This window comes from Kitasatospora aureofaciens (genome assembly GCF_001188955.3).
Taxonomy (GTDB): Bacteria; Actinomycetota; Actinomycetes; order Streptomycetales; family Streptomycetaceae; genus Kitasatospora; species Kitasatospora aureofaciens.
Map to the genome: position 1 here is coordinate 21,513 of NZ_JPRF03000039.1, position 19,499 is coordinate 41,011.

Here is a 19,499-nt window from a genome sequence, read left to right on the forward strand (position 1 = left end):
TCATGGAGTTTCGGGAGACGCCGCAGGCCCCTGCGCTGCGCTTCCAAGTCCTCGGTCCGGTCCAGGCCTGGCTCGACGGCGAGCCGCTCTCCCTCGGTTCCCCCCAGCAGCAGGCCGTTCTGACCACCCTTCTGCTGCATTCCGGGCGCCCGGTCACCACGCAGGACCTCGTCGACGCGCTCTGGGGCGATCGACCCCCCGCCCAGGCGGTGGCCGCACTCCGCACCTACGTCTCCCGGCTGCGCTCCGTCATCGAGCCTCGGCGCGAGGTCCGACGTCCTGCCGAGCTCCTGGTCTCGGTCGCCGACGGCTACGCCCTGCGCATCCCGGGCGAGGCCCTCGACCTGTCGGTCTTCGAGCGGCTTTCCGCCGAAGCCGCGGCGGCCCGCGCCTCGGGCGACAAGAACGAGGCGCACCGGCTGCTGGCACAGGCGCTGGACCTGTTCAGCGGCCGTCCGCTCACCGGCATCCCCGGCCCGTACGCCGAGGCCCAGCGGCTGCGGCTGGCCGAGCGCCAGGTCGCCGCCTCCGAGGAGCTGTGCGCGGCCGCCCTCGACGTCGGGCTGCACGCCGAGATCGTCGGCGAGCTCAACACCCTGACCGCCGAGCACCCGCTGAGAGAACGCCTGCGCGAGCTGCTGATGCTGGCGCTGTACCGCTGCGGTCGTCAGGCCGAGGCGCTCGGCGTCTACACCGACACCCGCAAGCTGCTCATCGAGGAACTCGGAGTCGAGCCGGGCGTCGGCCTGTCCTCGATGCACAACCGCATCCTGGCGGCCGACCCGACGCTCGCCGTCCCGGCGGCGCCGGTTCACGTCATCCGCGACGACGGCCTGGCCACATCCCCGGCTCCGGCCCAACTCCCGGCTGACGTATCAGACTTCAGCGGACGCTCGGAGCTGGTGGGCGACCTCTCGGCCGTCCTGATGAACGCCACCGGCCAGGCCGTGGTGGTGACCTCGCTGGCCGGCATCGGCGGGGTCGGGAAGACCACGCTCGCGGTGCACGTCGCCCATCGCGTCCGCGCGGAATTCCCGGACGGACAGTTGTACGTCGACCTGCGCGGAGCCGGCGCCTCCCCGGCCGACCCGGCAGTCGTCCTGGGCGACTTCCTGCACGCGCTCGGCGTCACCGAGAACCCCGACTCGCTCGAACAGCGTGCCGCCCTCTACCGGTCCCTGCTGGCCAGCCGCCGGATGCTGATCCTGCTCGACAACGCACGGGACGCCGACCAGATCCGGCCCCTGATCCCCGGGGTCTCCGGCTGCGCGGTGCTCGCCACCAGCCGCTCCCGGCTGGCGGGCATCCCCGGTGCCCAGTTGTTCGACGTCGAGGAACTGACCCCGGACGAGGCACTGGCGCTGTTCTCGGCCATCGTCGGCGATCACCGCGTCGCGAACGAGCCGGAGGCGGCCATGAAGGTCGTCACCGCCTGTGGCTTCCTGCCGCTGGCCGTCCGCATCGCCGCCGCCCGACTGGCCAGCCGCCCCCGCTGGAGCGTCTCCGACCTGGCCAGTCGGTTAGCCGACCAGCGGCGGCGCCTGGACGAACTCCAACTCGGCAACCTCGCCGTGGAGACCACCATCGGGCTCGGCTACGGACAGCTGTCCGTGGACGAGGCCCGCGCCTTTCGGCTGCTCGCCCTGATCGACTCCCCCGACATTCCACTCGCCGCCGCCGCGGCCCTGCTCGGCGTGGACGAGCACACGGCCGAGGACCTCGCCGAGGCGCTGGTCGAGGCGAACATGCTGGAGTGCTTCACCCCGGGGCGCTACCGCTACCACGACCTGCTCCGGCTCTACGCCCAGCGTCAGAACGAGCGGATCGGCGACACCGGGGAGCAGGAAAGGGCGGTGATGCGGCTGCTCGACCTGCTGATCCCGACCGTCCGCAACGCGGCCCAGATCATCGAGCCGGACGACCCACTGCCCGAGCGGCTGACCACCCTCTCCTCCCCCGGGCTCGACCTGCCCACGAGCCACATCGCCCAGGACTGGTTGCGCACCGAGGGCGGCCTCCTGCTCAGCGCCGTGGAGGCCGCCGCCAGCGGTCCCGGCGCCCTTCAGCGTGCTGCCGTCGACCTGCTGAACTACCTGATCAGCATCGACCCGGACCCGACCCGCGGCCCCCGAGCGCTGCGGATCCTGGAGGCCATCGGCCAGGACGCGCAGAACCGTGACGATGCGGCCGCGCTCGCCGGGGTGTACTTCGCCCGCGGCACCCTGCAGTCCGTCACCAGCGACTTCCAGGGGGCCGAGCAGTCGTTCCGCCGGAGTCTGGGCCACCAGGCACCGGACAACCCGACTGTCCTGCTCCTGGCCACGGCCAACATGCTGGGCGTGATGCTGAACGTGGGCAACCGTCCGGCCGAGGCCCTTCTGTTCCTCGAACAGGCCCGGGCCACCAGCCAGGCCGTCGACGCACCTGTCCTCGAAGCGCGGATCGTCAGCAACATGGCCCGGGTGCAGCACCGCCTCGGCATGACCGAGACGGCGATCCGGTCCGCCGATGAGGGTGTTGCCGCCGCACGGGAGTCCAAGAACGACCCGCTGCTGGCTCAGACCCTCTACCAACTGGGCGTCGTACTCCCCGGTGCCGAGGCCGTCCCGCACCTACGGGAGGCTCACCAGCTCTACCAGTCCCAGCGCAACTCACTCTGGGAGGGCTACACGCTGGCCCGTCTCGCCTCCGCCCTGCTCGTCGCCGGGCAGCCCACCGAGGCGGCCGAGGCGGCCGGTGAGTCGCTGGCGATCGCCCAGGAGTTGGACTCCGCCTACTGCCAGGGCCTGGCCAACGCCGCCCTGGGCGAGGCGCTCCTCGCCCTGGCCCAGCCGGCCCGTGGGCTGGCCTGTCTGCAGGAGGCGCACGCGATCTTCACGCGGCTCGGTGTGCCGGAGGCCTCCCCCGTGGCGGACCTCATCTCCCGACAGCACACCGAGCCCTTCTCCTCTCCCCCCGCGCCGTGAGGCCTCCGCTCCCCTGCGGAGCACCTCCCCCGATCCGCGCGTCGGCGCCCCCGCAGCCCCCCGGCTGCGGGAGCGCCCTCAACGCTTCCCCGGCGCTGGTCCCCACTGTGCACCCAGCCGATTGACGTTCGATAAACGTCCGATTGTCAGCTTGCGGACCGGTATAGCCGCAGGTCAGCGCCACTGTCCTGGGCGCGCCGGGCGGCGTGCGGCGCCGCGCGCACCACCCCGCCCGCACCGGAGTGCTTCCGCCTACCCGGCCCACTTCGGCCCAAGTATGACGAGTTGGCTGGAAAGGGACCCCATGGCGCAGTGATCACGCATATTCTCAGATGCCAGTACGCACGCGAGTGCCCCGCCGGCAACGTGTCGGGGTGCAGGCCGTCCGTGCGATGCGGGGAGCGTGACGTACCGCCACCGGCAGCGGCCCAGGAGGCTGCGGAGGAGCCCACCGGAGGCCACGGGTGGAAGGGTGCCTCTCAACGTGACGACCGGACAGATATCCGACCCGTTCCCGGTCGGCGAGGACGCCGGCGACGACGGGCCCGACGTGCGACGACGCCGGGCGGCACGGGCCCTGCAGGCGGTCGCCTTCGACACCATCGGGGCCGGTTACGGTGAGGCGTTTCCCGCCAAGGACGGGCAGCTGGAGTGCGGGCGGCGGCTGCTCGCCGCACTCGAACCGGGTGCCCGGGTGCTGGACGTGGGCTGCGGCACCGGCGAGCCGACCCTCCCCCAGCTGATCGCCGGCGGGCTGCGGGTGACCGCGGTGGACCTCTCGGACGTGATGCTCACACTGGCCCGTCAGTCCCGGAGCACCGGCCCGATTCCGGCCGAGTTCCACCGGATCGACCTGTACGATCTGGCCACCGAGCGCGCGGACCGGGTCTGGGGCGCGCCCTCGCTGGGCCCTGCGGGCCACGGCTCCTTCGCCGCCGTCACGGCGTTCTTCTCCCTGATCCTGCTGCCGCAGGACGAGATCCCGACCGTGCTCGGGCGGCTGCGCGAACTCCTGCGCCCCGGCGGACTGCTGGCCCTCGGTATGGTCGAGGCCGATCTGGATCACGTTCCGCTTCCGTTCCTTGGCACAGAGCTGCGGATCAGTGGGTATCTGAGGGAGGATCTGGAGCGGGTTCTGGTCGCCGCGGGTTTCGCCGTCGAGGAGTGCTCGGGGCATCCGTACGCGCCGGCCAGTACCACGCTGCCGCCGGAGGAACAGCTGTTCCTGTGCTGTCGACGCGTCGGCTGATCGACCGGAGGACCAGACCAGTTCAGCGAGCCCACCCCCCGAGCTCACCCCGAGCCCACCTCCCGCCCACACCGAATCCAGGACAGGCAGCCGTGCGCGACCAGCTCAAGACCGAGGCGGAGCCGCCGTCCGCCGTCCCGGGCCAGCGCCGCCAGCTCCCGGCCCGGGCCGCGGCCCCGGCGAAGCCGCCGACGGCACGGCCGGACCGCGCGGGAGCAGCGGACGGGACGTCGGACAGGGCGTCGGACGGGGTGGCGGACCGGCTCGCCTACCTCGACGCGGCGACCCGGCGAATCAACAGCGCCCTCGACCTGTCCGCGACCCTGCGCAACATCGGCCGGGTGCTGGTCCCGACCCTCGCCGACGCCGCCGTCGTCCACCTGCGCGACCCGCTGCCCAACGTCGAGCGCGAACCCGGCTTCCCGGAGGAGCTGCGGATCCATCACAGCACCGGCACCCGGATCGGCCGCAGCGGCCGCAAGAGCGGCGCGGACGACCGGCACCGTTCCCGGTACGGCTCCCGCTCGACCGCCGACACCGGCCCGGCCGTCCCGGTCACCCGCGGCGGCGCGCTGGCGCACATCCTGCTCAGCCGCCGCCCCGCCGAGTCGGCCGTCCTCGGCACGCCCGCCGCCGAGCGCACCGAGGCGCTGCTGCGCGAGCTGTACGGCACCCGCGGGCTGGCCCGGCTGGCCCCCGGCACCTCGGTCGTGGCCCTGCCGCTGCGCGGCCGCAAGGCCGTCCTCGGTCTGCTGGTGCTGATCCGCCGGCCCCCTGAACGCACCGGCCGCCCGGCCTTCGACGCGGCCGACACCGCGACCGCCGCGCACCTGGCGACCCAGGCCGGGCTGGCCGTGGACACCGCGCTGCGCTACGCCCGCGAGTGGGAGATAGCCAACGAACTCCAGCGCAGCATGCTGCCGTTGCGCTTGCCGCAGTCGCACGGCGTCCGGCTCGCCCAGCGCTACCTGCCCGGCGAGCGCGGCGCGCAGGTCGGCGGCGACTGGTACGACGCGGTGCCGCTGCCCGGCAACCGGGTCGCCCTGATCGTCGGCGACGTGATGGGCCACTCGCTCACCTCGGCCGCCATCATGGGCCAACTGCGCACCAGCGCCCAGACCCTGGCCGCGCTCGACCTGCCGCCGCACGAGGTGCTGTACCACCTGGACGAGCAGGCCCAGCGGCTCGGCCGCGAACAGCACCTGGCCACCTGCGTGTACGCGGTGTACGACCCGATCGCCAACCGGGTGGTGCTGGCCAACGCCGGGCACGTCCCGCCGGTGCTGGTCCGCCCGGACGGCACGGCCGAGTTGGTGGAACTGGACTCCGGGGCGCCGATCGGGGTCGGCGGCGTGGACTTCACCTCCGTCGAGCTGCCCGCGCCACCCGGATCCGCCCTGCTGCTGTTCACCGACGGCCTGGTGGAGACCCGCACCCGCCCGCTCAGCGACGGACTGGAGGTGCTCCGCGCGCGGATCGAGGCGGCCCGCCGGCAGTCCCCCGAGCAGCTGTGCCAGGAGGCGCTGCGGATCCTGCCGCCCGGGGACCGCGGCGACGACATCGCCCTGCTGGGCGCCTGCTTCGACGGCATCCCGGCCGGGGACGTCGCCCACTGGTACCTGCAGCCGCGCAACGAGACGCCCGGCCGGGCGCGCCGGCTGGCCGCGCACACCCTGCGGCGCTGGGGCCTGGACGAGCTGAGCGAGGCGACCGAGCTGATGGTCAGCGAGCTGGTGACCAACGCCGTCCAGCACGCGACCCGGCCGGTCACCCTCAGCCTGGTGCGCACCACCCGGCTGCGCTGCGAGGTCGGTGACGACAGCCCGCTGCTGCCGCGCCCGCGCCGTACCGGTCCGGAGGACGAGCGCGGACGCGGACTGCAGATAGTGGCCCGGTGCGCGGACCGCTGGGGCGCGACCCGGCTGGGCACCGGCAAGGTGGTCTGGTTCGAGCAGCGACTGCCCCCGGCCGCCGTCCGGCCCGTGACGTAGGCCTCCGGCCGGGAAGCAGCCGCACACCCGGCACCCCGGCCGGGAGACAGCCGTGCGCCCGGCAGGAGGTGCTCCCGCCGGGCGCGTGGGTGACCGGTCCTCAGACCCCGGCGGGCTGCCTCGCCTCCCGCCGCTCCTCCTCCAGCCGGGCGATCAGCTGCTCGCCCTCCATGTCGACCTTCGGCACGACCTTCTCCAGCGGCCCGGGGAACCACCAGGCCGCCCTGCCGAACAGCGCCATCGCGGCCGGCACCAGGGCCATCCGCACCACGAAGGCGTCCACCAGCACGCCCACCGCGAGGGCGAAGCCGATCGGCTGGACGATCGGGTCGTGGCCGAGCACGAAGGCGCCGAACACCGAGATCATGATCAGCGCGGCCGCCGTGACCACCCGGGCGCCGCCCTTCACCCCGCCGACGACCGCCTCGCGCGGCGCCTCCCCGTGGACGTACTGCTCCTTCATCCCGGAGACCAGGAACAGCTCATAGTCCATCGCCAGCCCGAACAGCACGCCGATCAGCAGGATCGGCACGAAGCTGACCACCGGGCCGACCTTGGGCACGTCGATCAGGCCGTCCAGCCAGCCCCACTGGTAGACCGCGACCACCGCGCCGAGCGAGGCCAGGATGCTGAGCAGGAAGCCCAGCACTGCCTTGAGCGGCACCAGCACCGAGCGGAAGGCCAGCGCGAGCAGCACCAGCGCGATGCCGACGATCACCGCGACGAACGGCGGCAGGGCCTGGCCGAGCTTGGTGGAGACGTCGATGTTGGCGGCGGTGGTGCCGGTGACGGCGATGCTCGCGCCGGTCGCGGACTCGATCCCGGCGCGCTGGTCGCGGATCTCGTCGACCAGCGCCCTGGTGGCCTCGTCGTCCGGGCCGGTCTTCGGGATGACCGGCACCAGGGCGGTGCCGCCGGCCCGGTCGACCTTCGGCGGGAGCAGGGTCCGGACGCCGTCCAGTCCCTGGAGCTTGCCCGCCACGCCCTGCACCGCCTGCTCCGGCCGCGGGGCGCCGTGGGCGTCCACGACGACCACCAGCGGCGCGTTGAAGCCCGGGCCGAAACTGTCGCTGACCAGGTCGTACGCCTTGCGGCCGTCGGTGCCGACGGCCTGTGAGCCGCCGCCCGGCAGGCCGAGGTCCAGGCTCGCGGCGGGCACCGCCATGGCGCCGAGCCCGGCCAGGCCGACCAGCAGGACGGGCAGCGGGCGGCGGACCACGAAGCGGGCCCAGCGCTCGCCCGCGGTGACCTTGCCGTGGGTGGCCAGCGCCCGCTTCCAGATCGGCAGCCGGTCGATCGCCCGGCCGGTGAAGCCGAGCACCGCGGGCAGCAGGGTGATCGCGACCAGGACGGCCACCACGACGGCGCCGGAGGCGGCCAGGCCCATCACGGTGAGGAACGGGACGCCGGCGACGGCGAGCCCGGCGAGCGCCACCACCACGGTCAGGCCGGCGAAGACGACGGCGCTGCCGGCGGTCGCGGTGGCGCGGGTGGCGGACTCCTCCGGCTCCAGGCCCTCGTCCAGGTGGCGGCGGTAGCGGAACAGGATGAACAGCGCGTAGTCGATGCCGACCGCGAGGCCGACCATCAGCGCCAGCACCGGCGCGGTGGTGATGATCTCGAACGAGCCGGTCAGCACCAGCAGTCCGGCCATCGCCGCCGCGACGCCGACCAGCGCGGTCAGCAGCGGCAGTCCGGCGGCCACCAGGGTGCCGAGGGTGATCACCAGCACCACCCCGGCCACCATCAGGCCGATCGCCTCGGAGCCGCCCTCGATCTGCGCGAACCGGTTGTACGCGTCGCCACCGAAGGCCACGTCCAGTCCGGCCGCGCGGGCCGGTTCGGCGGCGGCCCTGACGGCGTCGCGCTGCTGGTCGGTGACGTCGGCGAGCTTGTGGTCGAAGGAGACCAGCGCGATGGCGACCTTGCCGTCCGGGGACACTGCGCCGGTGGCGTACGGGTCGGGCACCGCGGCCACGCCGGGGACGTGGGCGATCCGGCCGACGGCCTCCCCGATCGCCCGGGTCGCCCCCGGCGAGGCGATGCCGCCGGGGGCCGGGGCGGCGAAGACCACCTGCGCGGAGCCGTGGCCCTGCTCGGGGAAGGTGTCCTTGATCCGGTCCAGGGTGGCCTGCGCCTCGGTGCCCGGGACCTTGAACTCGTCGCTGGTCCTGCCCGCGAAGGCGCCGGCGGCCCCGCCGATCGCGATCAGCAGGGCGATCCAGACGGCCAGCACGGCGCGCCTTCTCCGGAAGCAGTGGCGGCCCAGTCGGTACAGGTACGTGGCCAAGGTCTGACCCCTCGCGTGCGGTCGGCGGACAGGCGGGTGCCTGAGCGAACCCCTCCCACGGTAGACCCAACTTTGTCAAGTGACAAAGTTGGGCGACAAAATCAGTCGACGCAGTTGCCCGACCATGGCGCTACCCTGGCTGGATGGCTCATGTCCCCGCCTCCGAACGCCGACCGCAGCTGGTCCGGGCCGCGATCGACCTGATGACCCGGGAAGGGGTCGCCGCCGCCAGCACCCGCGCGATCGCGGCCGAGCTGGGCGTGGCACAGGCGACGGTGCACTACACCTTCGGCACCAAGAAGGACCTCTACCGCGCCGTGGTCGAGGAGGTCGCCGCCCAGTTCATCGGCCAGGTGCGCGCCGCCTCCCCCGGCGACGGCCCGTTCGGCGAACAGGTCCGCACCCTGGTGCACGCGCTCTGGGAGGCCGCCACCGGCGAGGACGGACGCTGCGTACTGCTGAGCGAGTTCGAGACGCTGGCGATGCGCGATCCGGACGTGCGGGAGATCATGCTCGGGCTCCAGCGCGCGATCGAGGGCACCGCCGGCGAGATGATCGGCGCCCTCGCGGCCGCCCACGGGCTGACCCTGGCCGCCCCCGCGGGCCGGATCGCCGTTCACTTCCTCAGCGGCTTCGACGGCCTGACGGCCCGCCACCTCATCAGGCGCCATCCGGGCGAGCAACCCGACCCGGAGACCCTGGCGGCACTGGACGTCCTGGTGGCGACCACGGTCGGGCTCTGCCTCGGCGAGGCCGCAGGCCAGTAGGCCCGGCCCCGGCCACCCCGCCCCCGCGGCCCCCGGCCCTACTGGCCCTCGCCCTCCCCGTCGACGATCCGGACCGGCAGCTCTGCCAGCACCTCGCGCAGCGCCGCCGCGAAGCGCTCGTACTCGGCGCTGCGGGCCGACCCCGGGCGGGTGGCCAGCCCGATCCGCCGGCCGGGCGCGGGTGCGGCGAAGCGGACGGCCGCCAGCCGGTCGGTGCGCCCGGCCTCCACGTCGAGCGCGGTGGCGGGCAGCAGGGTCACCCCGAGGCCCCCGGCGACGAGCTGGACCAGGGTGGACAGGCCGGCCGCCCGGGTGGTGGAGCCGGCCGGGTCGGCGCCGACCTCGCGGCAGATGTCGAGGGCCTGGTCGCGCAGGCAGTGACCCTCCTCCAGCAGCAGCACGTCCAGGTCGAGCAGCACGTCGCGCGGGACGTCGATCCGCCCGGCGAGCGGGTGCCCGGGCGGGGTGACCAGGACGAAGTCCTCGTCGAACAGCGGGATGTCGCGGGTCGGCGAGGCCCCGCCGGCCGGGAGCGCCAGCAGCAGGACGTCCAGGCGGCCGGCGGCCAGGCCCTCGAGCAGCGAGGGGGTGCGCTCCTCGTGGACGTGCAGCTCCAGCGCGGGGAAGCGGTCGCGGACCAGCCGCAGCACGGTGGGCAGCAGGTACGGCGCGACGGTCGGGATCACTCCGAGGTGCAGCGGCCCGGTGAACGGGCGGCGGGCGGCCTCCACCTCCTCGGTGAGGGCCTGCAGCGAGGCGAGCACCCGGCGCGCGTGCTCGTGCACGCGCTCCCCCAGGGGAGTGACAATCACCTTGCGCGTCGTACGCTCGACCAACTGCGCGCCCAGCGACTCCTCCAGAGCCGCGACCGCCCCGGACAGCGCGGGCTGGCTGGTCCCGGTCGCGGCGGCGGCCTCCCGGAAGTGCCGGTGCTCGGCCACCGCGACGAAGGCCCTGAGCTGGGCGACGGTCGGGGTGCGCGGGCTGCGGGATGTGGCGCTCCCCACAGCGGGATCGGGTTTGGCGGCGCCACCCCTGCGGGGACCGGGCCGGGACGTGGGCGGTTCGATACTGATAGCAATCTCCGATCAGACACATCAAGTGTAGCTATTTCCCTGATCAGTCCACGATGTGGAACTGTTGGGCGTGTCCGGAATCCGGACAAAACTGCCCGCAGTCTCATGTTCTGGAGTAGCGAACGTGCTCACGATCGGTGACAAGTTCCCCGAGTTCGACCTCAAGGCCTGTGTCGACCTGGACGCCGCGGGCGCCTTCGCCGACATCGACCACAAGACCTACGAGGGCAAGTGGAAGATCGTCTTCTTCTGGCCGATGGACTTCACCTTCGTCTGCCCCACCGAGATCGCCGCGTTCGGCAAGCTGAACGACGAGTTCGCCGACCGTGACGCCCAGATCCTCGGCGTCTCCGGCGACTCCGAGTTCGTGCACCACGCCTGGCGCAAGGACCACAAGGACCTGCGCGACCTGCCCTTCCCGATGCTGGCCGACATCAAGCACGACCTGATGCGCGCCTGCGGCGTCGAGGGCGAGGACGGCACCGCCCAGCGCGCCGTGTTCATCGTCGACCCGAACAACGAGATCCAGTTCGTCATGGTGACCGCCGGCTCCGTCGGCCGTAACCCCAAGGAGGTCCTGCGGGTGCTGGACGCCCTGCAGACCGACGAGCTGTGCCCGTGCAACTGGAACAAGGGCGAGGACACCCTCGACGCCCAGGCCCTGCTGGCGGGCTGACCCATGGCTCTCGACGACCTGAAGGCCGCCCTCCCGGACTACGCCAAGGACCTCAAGCTCAACCTGGGCTCGGTCATCGGCAACTCCGACCTCCCCGCCCAGCAGCTCTGGGGCACCGTGCTGTCCTGCGCGATGGCCACCCGCAGCCCCGGCCTGCTGCGCGAGCTGGAGCCCGAGGCCAAGGCCAACCTCTCCCCGGAGGCGTACACCGCCGCCAAGGGCGCGGCCGCGATCATGGGGATGAACAACGTCTACTACCGGACGCTGCACCTGCTCTCCGACAAGGAGTACAGCACGATGCGGGCCGGTCTGCGGATGAACATCATCGGCACCCCGGGCGTCGAGAAGGTCGACTTCGAGCTCTGGTGCTTCGCGGTCTCGGCCATCAACGGCTGCGGCCAGTGCCTCGACTCGCACGAGGCCGTCCTGCGCAAGGCCGGCGTCGAGCGCGAGGTCATCCAGGCCTCGCTGAAGATCGCCGCCGTGCTGCAGGCCGTGGCCGGCGTCCTCGACTCCGAGGCCGCCCTCGCCGCCGGCAACGCCTGACGCACCCGCACGCCCTGACGGGCCCCTCCGCTGGGCGGAGGGGCCCGTCGGCGTTTCCGCACCCGGGCGTGGCCGACTCCGCTACAGTGCGTGGCGATCCGTGCACGACATTCGGTCCGAGGGGGCCCGCGGTGTCCGACCACCCGCAGAACGGCGCGGGCTTCCGTGCCGACCCGGACGAACTCCGGCAGACCGGCGGCACCGCCGTCGAGACGGCCGGCCGGATCCCCGGCGAACTCAAGGCACTGCTCGAGGTCTCCCACCAGTCCGCCGCCGGACTGGCCGGACTCCAGTGCGGCACCGCACTCGGCACCTGCACCGACGTCTGGAACACCCTGCTGACGGACCTGCACACCACGCTGGGCCGGCAGGGCCAGGGCCTGATCGACGCGGGCCTCGGCTACGGGAGCACCGACCAGCGGATCAGCACGGCGTTCGGCCCGGACACCCGGACCGTTCCGGCGGGCCCGACCGCACAGCAGAAGCAGAACTTCGTCCTGCACTTCGGCTAGGGAGCGACCGCGTGGACCTCGCCACACTGCGCGACACCGACCTCAGCCATCTGTACGCCGCTGCCGACGCCTACGACAGGCTGCACGGCTCCTTCGGACAGCACATGGACGAGTGGCGCGACGGCGTCGACGGCCGCATCGCGGCAGCCGACTGGTCCGGGCCGTGCGCCGACGCGGCCCGCCCGGCACTGCGCCGCAGCACCGGCGAGCTGAGGGCCGCCCACAGCGAGATCGGGCAGATCGGCAGGAGCATCCGCTCCGGAGCCGACGCGCTGGCCCTCGCCCAGTCCGCACTGCGCACGGCACTGACCGACGCGCAGACCGCCGGTATGTCGGTCGACGCTCACGGCGCCGTCTCCTGGCCGCCCGGCAGCTACGCCGACCAGCACGACCCCGAGTACCGGAAGAGCTGCGAGCGCACCGCCGGAGCGCTCGCCATCCGCATCTCGACCGCACTGACCGAGGCCGGAACCGTCGACCAGGCCCTCGCCGCCCGGCTCCGGCACTACGTCAGGCGTGCCCAGGACGGCACGGGCCTCGACTCCGCCTCCGCCGTCAGGGACCGGCTCGACCCCGCCCTCACCCCGGACGACCTGCTGCTCGGCAGCGTCCCGAAGGCCGACGCACCGCCCGCCGAGGTCAACGCCTGGTGGAACGCACTGCCCGCCGACCGGCAGCAGTGGCTCGTCCACGAGCATCCGGACCTGCTCGGCAACCGCGACGGCGTCCCCGCCGTCGTCCGGAACCAGGCCAACCGGATCCTCCTGCCGGAACTCATCGCCGCGTGCGAGAAGGGCTGGCCGTCGTCCGACCCGCACCACAGCCTGAAGCTGAACGGGTACCGCAGGATCGCCGAGCGGCTGCGCCGGACCGACGGAACCGAGCCCCCGGTCCTCCTGCTCGGCATCGGTGGGGAAGGGCAGGGGCGCGGCATCATCTCCTTCGGGAACCCCGACACCGCCCAGGACGTCACGTCCCTGGTCGGCGGCCTGGGCACCACACTTCAACGCATCGGCGGCGGTGACGCGGACCGGGCGAGGGCCGTGTACGACGCGGCCCGGCGCGCCGACCCGACCCGCAGCACCGCATCCATCGCCTGGCTGGGGTACGACGCGCCGCTCAGCTTCCCGGAAGCCTGCGACGCGAGCCGCGCCCGGGGCGGCGTCGACGCCTACCGCAGGTTCCTCGAAGGACAACGCGTCACGCACCAGGGCGCACCGGCCCATGTCACGGCCGAGGGCCACAGCTTCGGTTCGCTCCTGGTCGGCCTCGCCGCGAAGAGGCCGACCGGCATCGCGGCCGACGACGTCATCCTCGTCGGCAGCCCCGGCACCGGTGCGTTCCACGCCTCCGAGCTCTCGGTGGGGGCCGATCACACCTACGTCGGCGCCGCCTCCTGGGACCACATCTCGCACCTCGGCTGGTACGCCCGCGATCCGGCCGGCTCCGGCTTCGGCGCCCATCGCTTCGCCGTGGACGGCGGGTCCCCGGACTTCACGGCGCACTCGTCCTACTGGGACGACGGCCCCGGTGAACACCGCACCTCGGTCGACAACATCGGACGGATCGTCAGCGGCCACGGCGGCCGGATCACCACAGCGGCCGGACGTCACGACTGACATCCGCCCCGGCACCCCGCCGTACGCCGGGGCGGTCGTCGGGCGGCGGGAGCCGTCCGCGCTTCGCTAGTCCGCTGCCGCCGGCTGGGCGGCCGCCGTGCGTTCGGCGGTTTCGCGGGCGGCTTCGAGGGCGGTGAAGACAGCCTGGCCGGCCTCGTTGCGGCGGCGCAGGTGGCCGACCACGGTGTTGGTGACGGCGATCAGCGGGACGGCGACCACCGCGCCGCCGATGCCGCCGATGATGCCGCCGGCCGCGACGCCGAGGACCACGCCGAGCGGGTGGACCCGGACGGCCCGGCCGAGGATGAGCGGCTGGAGGATGTGGCTCTCCACCTGCATCACCGCGATCAGCACGACCAGCACCATCAGGGCCGTCCACGGCCCCTGGGTGACCAGGGCGATCAGGACCGCGACCGTTCCGGTGACCAGCGCACCGACCAGCGGGACGAAGGCGCCGAGGAAGATGATCACGGCCAGCGGCATGGCCAGCGGCACGCCCAGCAGGTCGATGCCGATGCCGATGCAGACCGCGTCGATGAAGGCCACGCAGACGGTGCCGCGCACGTACGCGGTGAGCGTCGCCCAGGCCTTCGGGCCGGCGCCGGCCATCGCGAAGCGGGAGTGCCGGGGCAGGCCGCGCAGCGCCCAGTTCCAGATCCGCTCCCCGTCGTAGAGGAGGAAGAAGGTGGTGAAGAAGGTCATCAGCAGCGACGTCAGGATCTCGACGGCGATCTGCGCGCCGGTGATCGAGGCCGAGGTGAGCTGATCGGTGTTGGTGGTGATCGCCTTGGTGATCTGGTCGGCGAAGTCCTTGATCTGCTGCTGGGTCAGGTGCAGCGGCCCGGTGATCAGCCAGTCCCGCAGCTGGTTGACACCGTCCTTCACCTGGGCGGTGACGTCCGGCAGATTGGTGGACACCTGCCAGACCACGAACCAGCCGACCAGCCCGATCCCGGCCAGACCGCTGAGGAACACCCCGCCCGCCGCGAGCGAGCGCGGCACCCCGCGCCGGCGCAGCCAGGAGACCGAGGGCTCCAGCAGCGCGCTGATCAGCAGTGAGGCCAGCACCGAGAAGGCGACCAGCCGCAGCATGTCGACGACGTAGAAGATGACGTAGAGGGCGGCACCGAGCAGCAGCAGCCGCCAGGTCGACTCGGCGGCCACCCGCAGGCCCCACGGCACCGCCTCGGCCGGGGTGGCGGGCCGGCCGGGGTGGTACTCCCGGCCGAGTCCGGCGTGTGCGGTGTGTGCGGCGGGGGCGGGCGGCGCGGCGGCCGGGGCCGTCGGGGCCGTCGCCGCGGGCACGGGTGCCGAGGGCTCGGCCACCGCCCCGGCGGCCATCGCCTCGCCCGCCGACGCGGCGACCGACGCGACAACCGGCGCGGGGGCGGGCGCGGGATCGGTGCGCGGGACCGGGACCGGCCCGGGTGCCTCGGTGGGGAGCTCGTGCGGGTCGGCCGCCATCGCGGCACGCCGGCGCCGTTCGATCACGGCGGCCGCGCTCGCCACCACGGCCATGCCCTTGGCCACGGCCTTGAAGGCCTTTCCGCCCCGCGCCATCCTCGCTACCACCGCTTCCCCGCCGGACCCGCCGGGTCCGGCGGTAACGCCGTGGGTCCCGCCACGGCCGTCAGGGATGACGCTACCCGGCGTCAGTCGGGCCGGGCCGCCCGCCGGGGAGGTTCGACGCGATCACTTCCTCCGCCAACCGGGACAAAACGGCAGGTTTCAGGTGGTTTCGTCCAAGCACTGCTGGGGAGGAGTCCGAACGTGACCACCGGGTCGTCCCAGCCGTCCCGGTCGTCCCACTCACGCCGATCCGGCGACGAACAAGCCAACCGCCGGCGGACCGGCCGGTGCGGGAAGCAACCAGGACCCCTTCCCGCGCCCCGCGTCCGCACCCAGGACCGCACCGCCCGTGGGCGCATTGGTCAGCGCAGCCCGGGCGGCGCGGCCCGCCCTTTGCCGGCAGGCCGAGCGACGGGCCGGAAACGCCGCGGCCCCCGGCCGCTCGCCGAACGGGACGAGTGGCCGGGGGCCGTACGGAGTGCGGCGCCCCACGGGGGCGCCGCACCCTCGGACGTTCCTTAGTACCAGCTGTGGGCCTGCCAGAACGACCAGGCACCGCAGGGGCTTCCGTAGCGGCTGTTCATGTAGCTGAGGCCCCACTTGATCTGGGTGGCCGGGTTGGTGCGCCAGTCGGCACCGGCCGAGGCCATCTTGGAGCCGGGCAGCGCCTGGACCAGGCCGTAGGCGCCGGAGCCGCTGTTGGTCGCGGTGTAGTCCCAGCCGCTCTCACGCTTCACGATCTGGCTGAAGCACTGGAACTGGGTGTCGTTGCCGACGATCTGCCGGGCCATGTCCTGGACGGAACCCGGGCTGACCGAGACGGCCGGAGCGCTGTCGTCCACCGCGGCCATCGCCGAACGCGACTTGGAGCGGTTGGCGGCGGCGGCATCGGCGGCGCGCTGGTCGGCGGCGGCCTTGGCGGCCTTGTCCGCGTCGGCCTTGGCCTGGGCGTCGGCCTTCGCCTGGGCGTCCGCGGCGGCCTTCTGGCGCGCGGCCTCCTCGGCGGCCTTCTGCTCGGCGGCGGCCTTGGCGGCGGCGTCGGCGGAGGCCTGCTGGGCGGACGCCTGCTGGCCGATGTTGTCACTGACGGTCTGCGCCTGGGCGCCAGAGGGGACTTCGGCAAGCAGGGTCGCGCCGGCGACGTCGACCGTCTGCGTCGTCTTGCCCTCGCTGCCCGAGGCCATACCCACGACGGCACCGACAGCGGTGACGGCGGTGGCGGAGGCCACAGCAACTCCCCGGACCGAGATCCGAGTCACATGCATTCCTTCCAGCATCGCCCACGCGTGACCGTGCGGACGCAACATGCCCCTTGGCACGGACCTCCGCACGGTGCTCTGGTCACGGGAGGTGCTGGCCCGGCGTCCGGCCGAGGTGAGGCGACCGGGCGTTGGAATCGGGCGGCGTACGGCTCATCGGTCTTCAATTGTGCGTCCACCGACGGGAGTTGGCGGACCTTCCGGGGCCTGACTTCCGGGGTCCGGAAGCCCTGCCGCGCCGTACGCGGGGCCTGACAGAACCCTCACCATGCCGCACCGGGCACTGTCGACGCAATTCCCGCCCGCGTGGCGCATGTCACATTCACCGCGCGGGAGTTCTCCGGACAGAAAGCACTCGATGTGATGAAAGGGACGGGGCCCGCTCCGCCAGGAACGGGCCCCGCGCCACAAGTTGACCCTATTGTCCTACTATGACCCGATCAGGGGCTGTTCACGGGTGGATGTCCTCCAGCATCTCCGTGACCAGCGCCGCGATCGGCGACCGCTCCGACCGGGTGAGCGTGATGTGGGCGAAGAGTGGATGCCCCTTCAGCTTCTCCACCACCGCCACCACGCCGTCGTACCGGCCGACCCGGAGGTTGTCCCGCTGCGCCACGTCGTGGGTGAGCACCACCCGCGAGCCCTGGCCGATCCGGGACAGCACCGTCAGCAGGACGTTGCGCTCCAGGGACTGGGCCTCGTCCACGATCACGAAGGCGTCGTGCAGCGAGCGCCCCCGGATGTGGGTCAGCGGCAGCACCTCCAGCATCCCGCGGGAGATGACCTCCTCGATCACGTCCGGGGTGGTGACCGCCGAGAGGGTGTCGAAGACCGCCTGCGCCCAGGGGCCCATCTTCTCCGCCTCGGAGCCCGGCAGGTAGCCGAGTTCCTGGCCGCCGACCGCGTACAGCGGCCGGAAGACCATCACCTTGCGGTGCTGCCTCCGCTCCAGCACCGCCTCCAGCCCCGCACACAGCGCCAGCGCCGACTTCCCGGTGCCCGCCCGGCCGCCCATCGACACGATGCCGATGTCCGGGTCGAGCAGCAGGTCCAGCGCCACCCGCTGTTCGGCGCTGCGCCCGCGCAGCCCGAACGCCTCGCGCTCGCCGCGCACCAGCCGGACCCGCCCGTCACCGGTCACCCGGCCGAGCGCCCTGCCCCGCTCCGAGGTGAGCACCAGTCCGGTGTGCACCGGCAGCTCGTCCGTCCCGTCGACGTCCACCGCGGCGTCGTGGCCGGCCGCGAACAGCGCGTCCACCTGGTCGGCCGCGACGTGCAGCTCGGACATGCCCGTCCAGCCGGAGGTGATCGCCAGCTCGGCCCGGTACTCCTCGGCGAGCAGGCCCACCGAGCTGGCCTTGATCCGCAGCGGGAGGTCCTTGGAGACGACGGTGACGTCGTATCCCTCGGCCTGGAGGTTGCGGGCGACCGCCAGGATCCGGGTGTCCGCCTCGCCCCCACCGGCCCGGTAACCGACCGGCAGTATCGAGACGTCCGAGTGGTTGAGCTCGACCCGGATCGTCCCGCCCAGCTCGCCGACCGGGATCGGCTCGTCGAGCCGGCCGTGGCGGATGCGGTAGTCGTCGAGCAGGCGCAGCGCCTGGCGGGCGAAGTAGCCCAGCTCCGGGTGGTGCCGCTTGGCCTCCAACTCGGTGACGACCACCACCGGAAGGACGACCTCGTGCTCCTCGAAGCGGGTCATGGCGAGCGGGTCCGCCAGGAGCACGCTGGTGTCGAGAACGTACGTGCGCCGGTCTGGTGTCCGGCGGCTCTTGGAACTGACCACTAGGCCTCCAGAGCGGATGACCCTGCGTCATCCGCGGCAAGCCGGCCCCCGCTGCCCCGGTGGCCTCGGGGCCGGACTGACTGGAGTATTCCCAGGCGGGGAGCGGTGCATTCGCACCCCCGGCGAACTGACGGATCATTGCCGGTGAACGTTTGGCCTCGCGCGCGGCCCGGGTAGGCCAGGCCTACGGCGGTCATTCCACCGGATGCACCCCCGGAGCCGCACCGGAGCCGCACCGGGCCGCCCGGGAGGAGCGCCCGACAAGGGGTCAGAGGCCCATCCGCCGGTGCCGCTGCTCGAAGGCGCGCAGCGCGCGCAGGAAGTCGACCTTGCGGAAGGCCGGCCAGTACGCCTCGCAGAAGTAGAACTCGCTGTGGGCGCTCTGCCAGAGCAGGAATCCGGACAGCCGCTGCTCGCCCGAGGTGCGGATGATCAGGTCCGGGTCGGGCTGGTTGGCGGTGTAGAGGTGCTCGGAGATGTGCTCGACGGTCAGGATCTCGGCGAGTTCCTCGATCGGGGTGCCGCGCCCGGCGTGCTCCTGGAGCAGCGAGCGGACGGCGTCGGCGATCTCGTGCCGGCCGCCGTAGCCGACCGCGACGTTGACGGTGATCCCGTCGATCCCGGCGGTCTCCTCGGCGGCGCGCTTGAGCACGTCGGCGGTGTGCTGCGGGAGCAGGTCCAGCGCGCCGACCGGGTTGACCTTCCAGCGACGGGCGGCGGCCAGGCCGGTGACGGCGTCCTCGATGATGCCGAGCAGCGGGACCAGCTCGTCGGCCGGGCGGTCCAGGTTGTCGGTGGAGAGCATCCACAGGGTGACGACCTTGACGTGGGTCTCGTCGCACCAGCCGAGGAACTCGCTGATCTTGTCGGCGCCGCGCTGGTGGCCGTACGCGGTGGAGCCGCCGGTGGCCTTGGCCCAGCGGCGGTTGCCGTCCAGGATCACGCCGATGTGGTGCGGGGTGCGCGCGAGGTGGACCTCGACCCGGCGGCCGTAGAGTCCGTACATCCCGCCCAACAGGGTGCGCAGCCCGGGCGTCCGTTCGGCGACATCGCGCAGACCCATGGTTTTCCCGGCCCCTCCGTGCTCGTTCAGGCTGGTGCGTCACCGCCCCGGCGCAGCCTACTCCGGCGCGCAGGCGCACGGTAAAGCCCCAGGTAGCGGTCTGGTCACGGTCCTGTACGAAGTCTGTCGC

Annotated in this window: 14 protein-coding genes; 8 read left to right on the forward strand and 6 right to left on the reverse strand. The window is 73.0% G+C overall.

Annotation, left to right across the window (positions count from 1 at the left end; genetic code table 11):
- Positions 1-2: 2 nt before the first annotated feature.
- The 3 genes from HS99_RS25190 to HS99_RS25200 all read left to right on the forward strand — a co-directional run bounded on the left by HS99_RS25190 (position 3) and on the right by HS99_RS25200 (position 6,206).
- Positions 3-2,966 carry an AfsR/SARP family transcriptional regulator gene (locus HS99_RS25190; RefSeq protein ID WP_046385587.1) on the forward strand — a complete coding sequence of 988 codons (2,964 nt, stop codon included), beginning with the start codon at positions 3-5 and terminating at the stop codon, positions 2,964-2,966.
- A gap of 484 nt (positions 2,967-3,450) precedes the next feature.
- Positions 3,451-4,215 carry a class I SAM-dependent methyltransferase gene (locus HS99_RS25195; protein WP_223885988.1) on the forward strand — a complete coding sequence of 255 codons (765 nt, stop codon included), beginning with the start codon at positions 3,451-3,453 and terminating at the stop codon, positions 4,213-4,215.
- Positions 4,216-4,307: 92 nt separating this feature from the next.
- Complete coding sequence (locus tag HS99_RS25200; protein ID WP_050366599.1) at positions 4,308-6,206, forward strand: ATP-binding SpoIIE family protein phosphatase; 1,899 nt, start codon at positions 4,308-4,310, stop codon at positions 6,204-6,206.
- 100 nt (positions 6,207-6,306) lie between these two features.
- On the opposite strand, the gene HS99_RS25205 is transcribed toward HS99_RS25200, so the two are convergent.
- Positions 6,307-8,496, reverse strand: coding sequence for an MMPL family transporter (locus HS99_RS25205; RefSeq protein ID WP_030554320.1), 2,190 nt, complete (start codon positions 8,494-8,496; stop codon positions 6,307-6,309).
- A 143-nt stretch (positions 8,497-8,639) separates the two neighbouring features.
- Between HS99_RS25205 and HS99_RS25210 the strand changes: the two genes are divergently transcribed.
- Positions 8,640-9,263: a TetR/AcrR family transcriptional regulator gene (locus tag HS99_RS25210; RefSeq protein WP_030286649.1), complete on the forward strand. Its 624-nt coding sequence runs from the start codon at positions 8,640-8,642 to the stop codon at positions 9,261-9,263.
- A gap of 38 nt (positions 9,264-9,301) precedes the next feature.
- Here HS99_RS25210 and HS99_RS25215 read toward each other — a convergent pair whose 3' ends face one another.
- A complete protein-coding gene (locus tag HS99_RS25215) occupies positions 9,302-10,270 on the reverse strand; it encodes a LysR substrate-binding domain-containing protein (protein ID WP_033347639.1) in 969 nt (322 codons plus the stop codon).
- Between the two features lie 193 nt (positions 10,271-10,463).
- Between HS99_RS25215 and HS99_RS25220 the strand changes: the two genes are divergently transcribed.
- The 4 genes from HS99_RS25220 (at position 10,464) to HS99_RS25235 (ending at position 13,692) form a co-directional block, all read left to right on the forward strand.
- Positions 10,464-11,015: a peroxiredoxin gene (locus tag HS99_RS25220; RefSeq protein WP_030554318.1), complete on the forward strand. Its 552-nt coding sequence runs from the start codon at positions 10,464-10,466 to the stop codon at positions 11,013-11,015.
- A 3-nt stretch (positions 11,016-11,018) separates the two neighbouring features.
- Complete coding sequence (locus HS99_RS25225; protein ID WP_030286643.1) at positions 11,019-11,561, forward strand: alkyl hydroperoxide reductase; 543 nt, start codon at positions 11,019-11,021, stop codon at positions 11,559-11,561.
- Between the two features lie 131 nt (positions 11,562-11,692).
- Positions 11,693-12,073: a hypothetical protein gene (locus HS99_RS25230; RefSeq protein ID WP_030286641.1), complete on the forward strand. Its 381-nt coding sequence runs from the start codon at positions 11,693-11,695 to the stop codon at positions 12,071-12,073.
- Positions 12,074-12,084: 11 nt separating this feature from the next.
- Entirely contained in the window at positions 12,085-13,692 is a 1,608-nt protein-coding gene (locus tag HS99_RS25235) for an alpha/beta hydrolase (RefSeq protein WP_050366600.1), read from the forward strand.
- A 66-nt stretch (positions 13,693-13,758) separates the two neighbouring features.
- Here HS99_RS25235 and HS99_RS25240 read toward each other — a convergent pair whose 3' ends face one another.
- From HS99_RS25240 to HS99_RS25255, 4 genes are all read right to left on the reverse strand, one after another.
- Positions 13,759-15,252, reverse strand: coding sequence for an AI-2E family transporter (locus tag HS99_RS25240; RefSeq protein WP_051747033.1), 1,494 nt, complete (start codon positions 15,250-15,252; stop codon positions 13,759-13,761).
- A gap of 527 nt (positions 15,253-15,779) precedes the next feature.
- On the reverse strand, positions 15,780-16,520 hold the full coding sequence (locus tag HS99_RS25245; RefSeq protein WP_030286635.1) for an aggregation-promoting factor C-terminal-like domain-containing protein: 741 nt from the start codon (positions 16,518-16,520) through the stop codon (positions 15,780-15,782).
- 451 nt (positions 16,521-16,971) lie between these two features.
- Positions 16,972-18,306 carry an RNA 5'-3' helicase PhoH2 gene (phoH2, locus tag HS99_RS25250; protein ID WP_030286633.1) on the reverse strand — a complete coding sequence of 445 codons (1,335 nt, stop codon included), beginning with the start codon at positions 18,304-18,306 and terminating at the stop codon, positions 16,972-16,974.
- A gap of 268 nt (positions 18,307-18,574) precedes the next feature.
- Complete coding sequence (locus HS99_RS25255) at positions 18,575-19,369, reverse strand: isoprenyl transferase (RefSeq protein WP_191898844.1); 795 nt, start codon at positions 19,367-19,369, stop codon at positions 18,575-18,577.
- Positions 19,370-19,499 lie beyond the last annotated feature (130 nt).

Coding starts and splice junctions, on each gene's coding strand:
- HS99_RS25190 (WP_046385587.1), top strand. CDS start 3: ATGGAGTTTCGGGAGACGCCGCAGGCCCCTGCGCTGCGCTTCCAAGTC.
- HS99_RS25210 (WP_030286649.1), top strand. CDS start 8,640: ATGGCTCATGTCCCCGCCTCCGAACGCCGACCGCAGCTGGTCCGGGCC.
- HS99_RS25225 (WP_030286643.1), top strand. CDS start 11,019: ATGGCTCTCGACGACCTGAAGGCCGCCCTCCCGGACTACGCCAAGGAC.
- HS99_RS25240 (WP_051747033.1), bottom strand. CDS start 15,252: ATGGCGCGGGGCGGAAAGGCCTTCAAGGCCGTGGCCAAGGGCATGGCC.
- HS99_RS25255 (WP_191898844.1), bottom strand. CDS start 19,369: ATGGGTCTGCGCGATGTCGCCGAACGGACGCCCGGGCTGCGCACCCTG.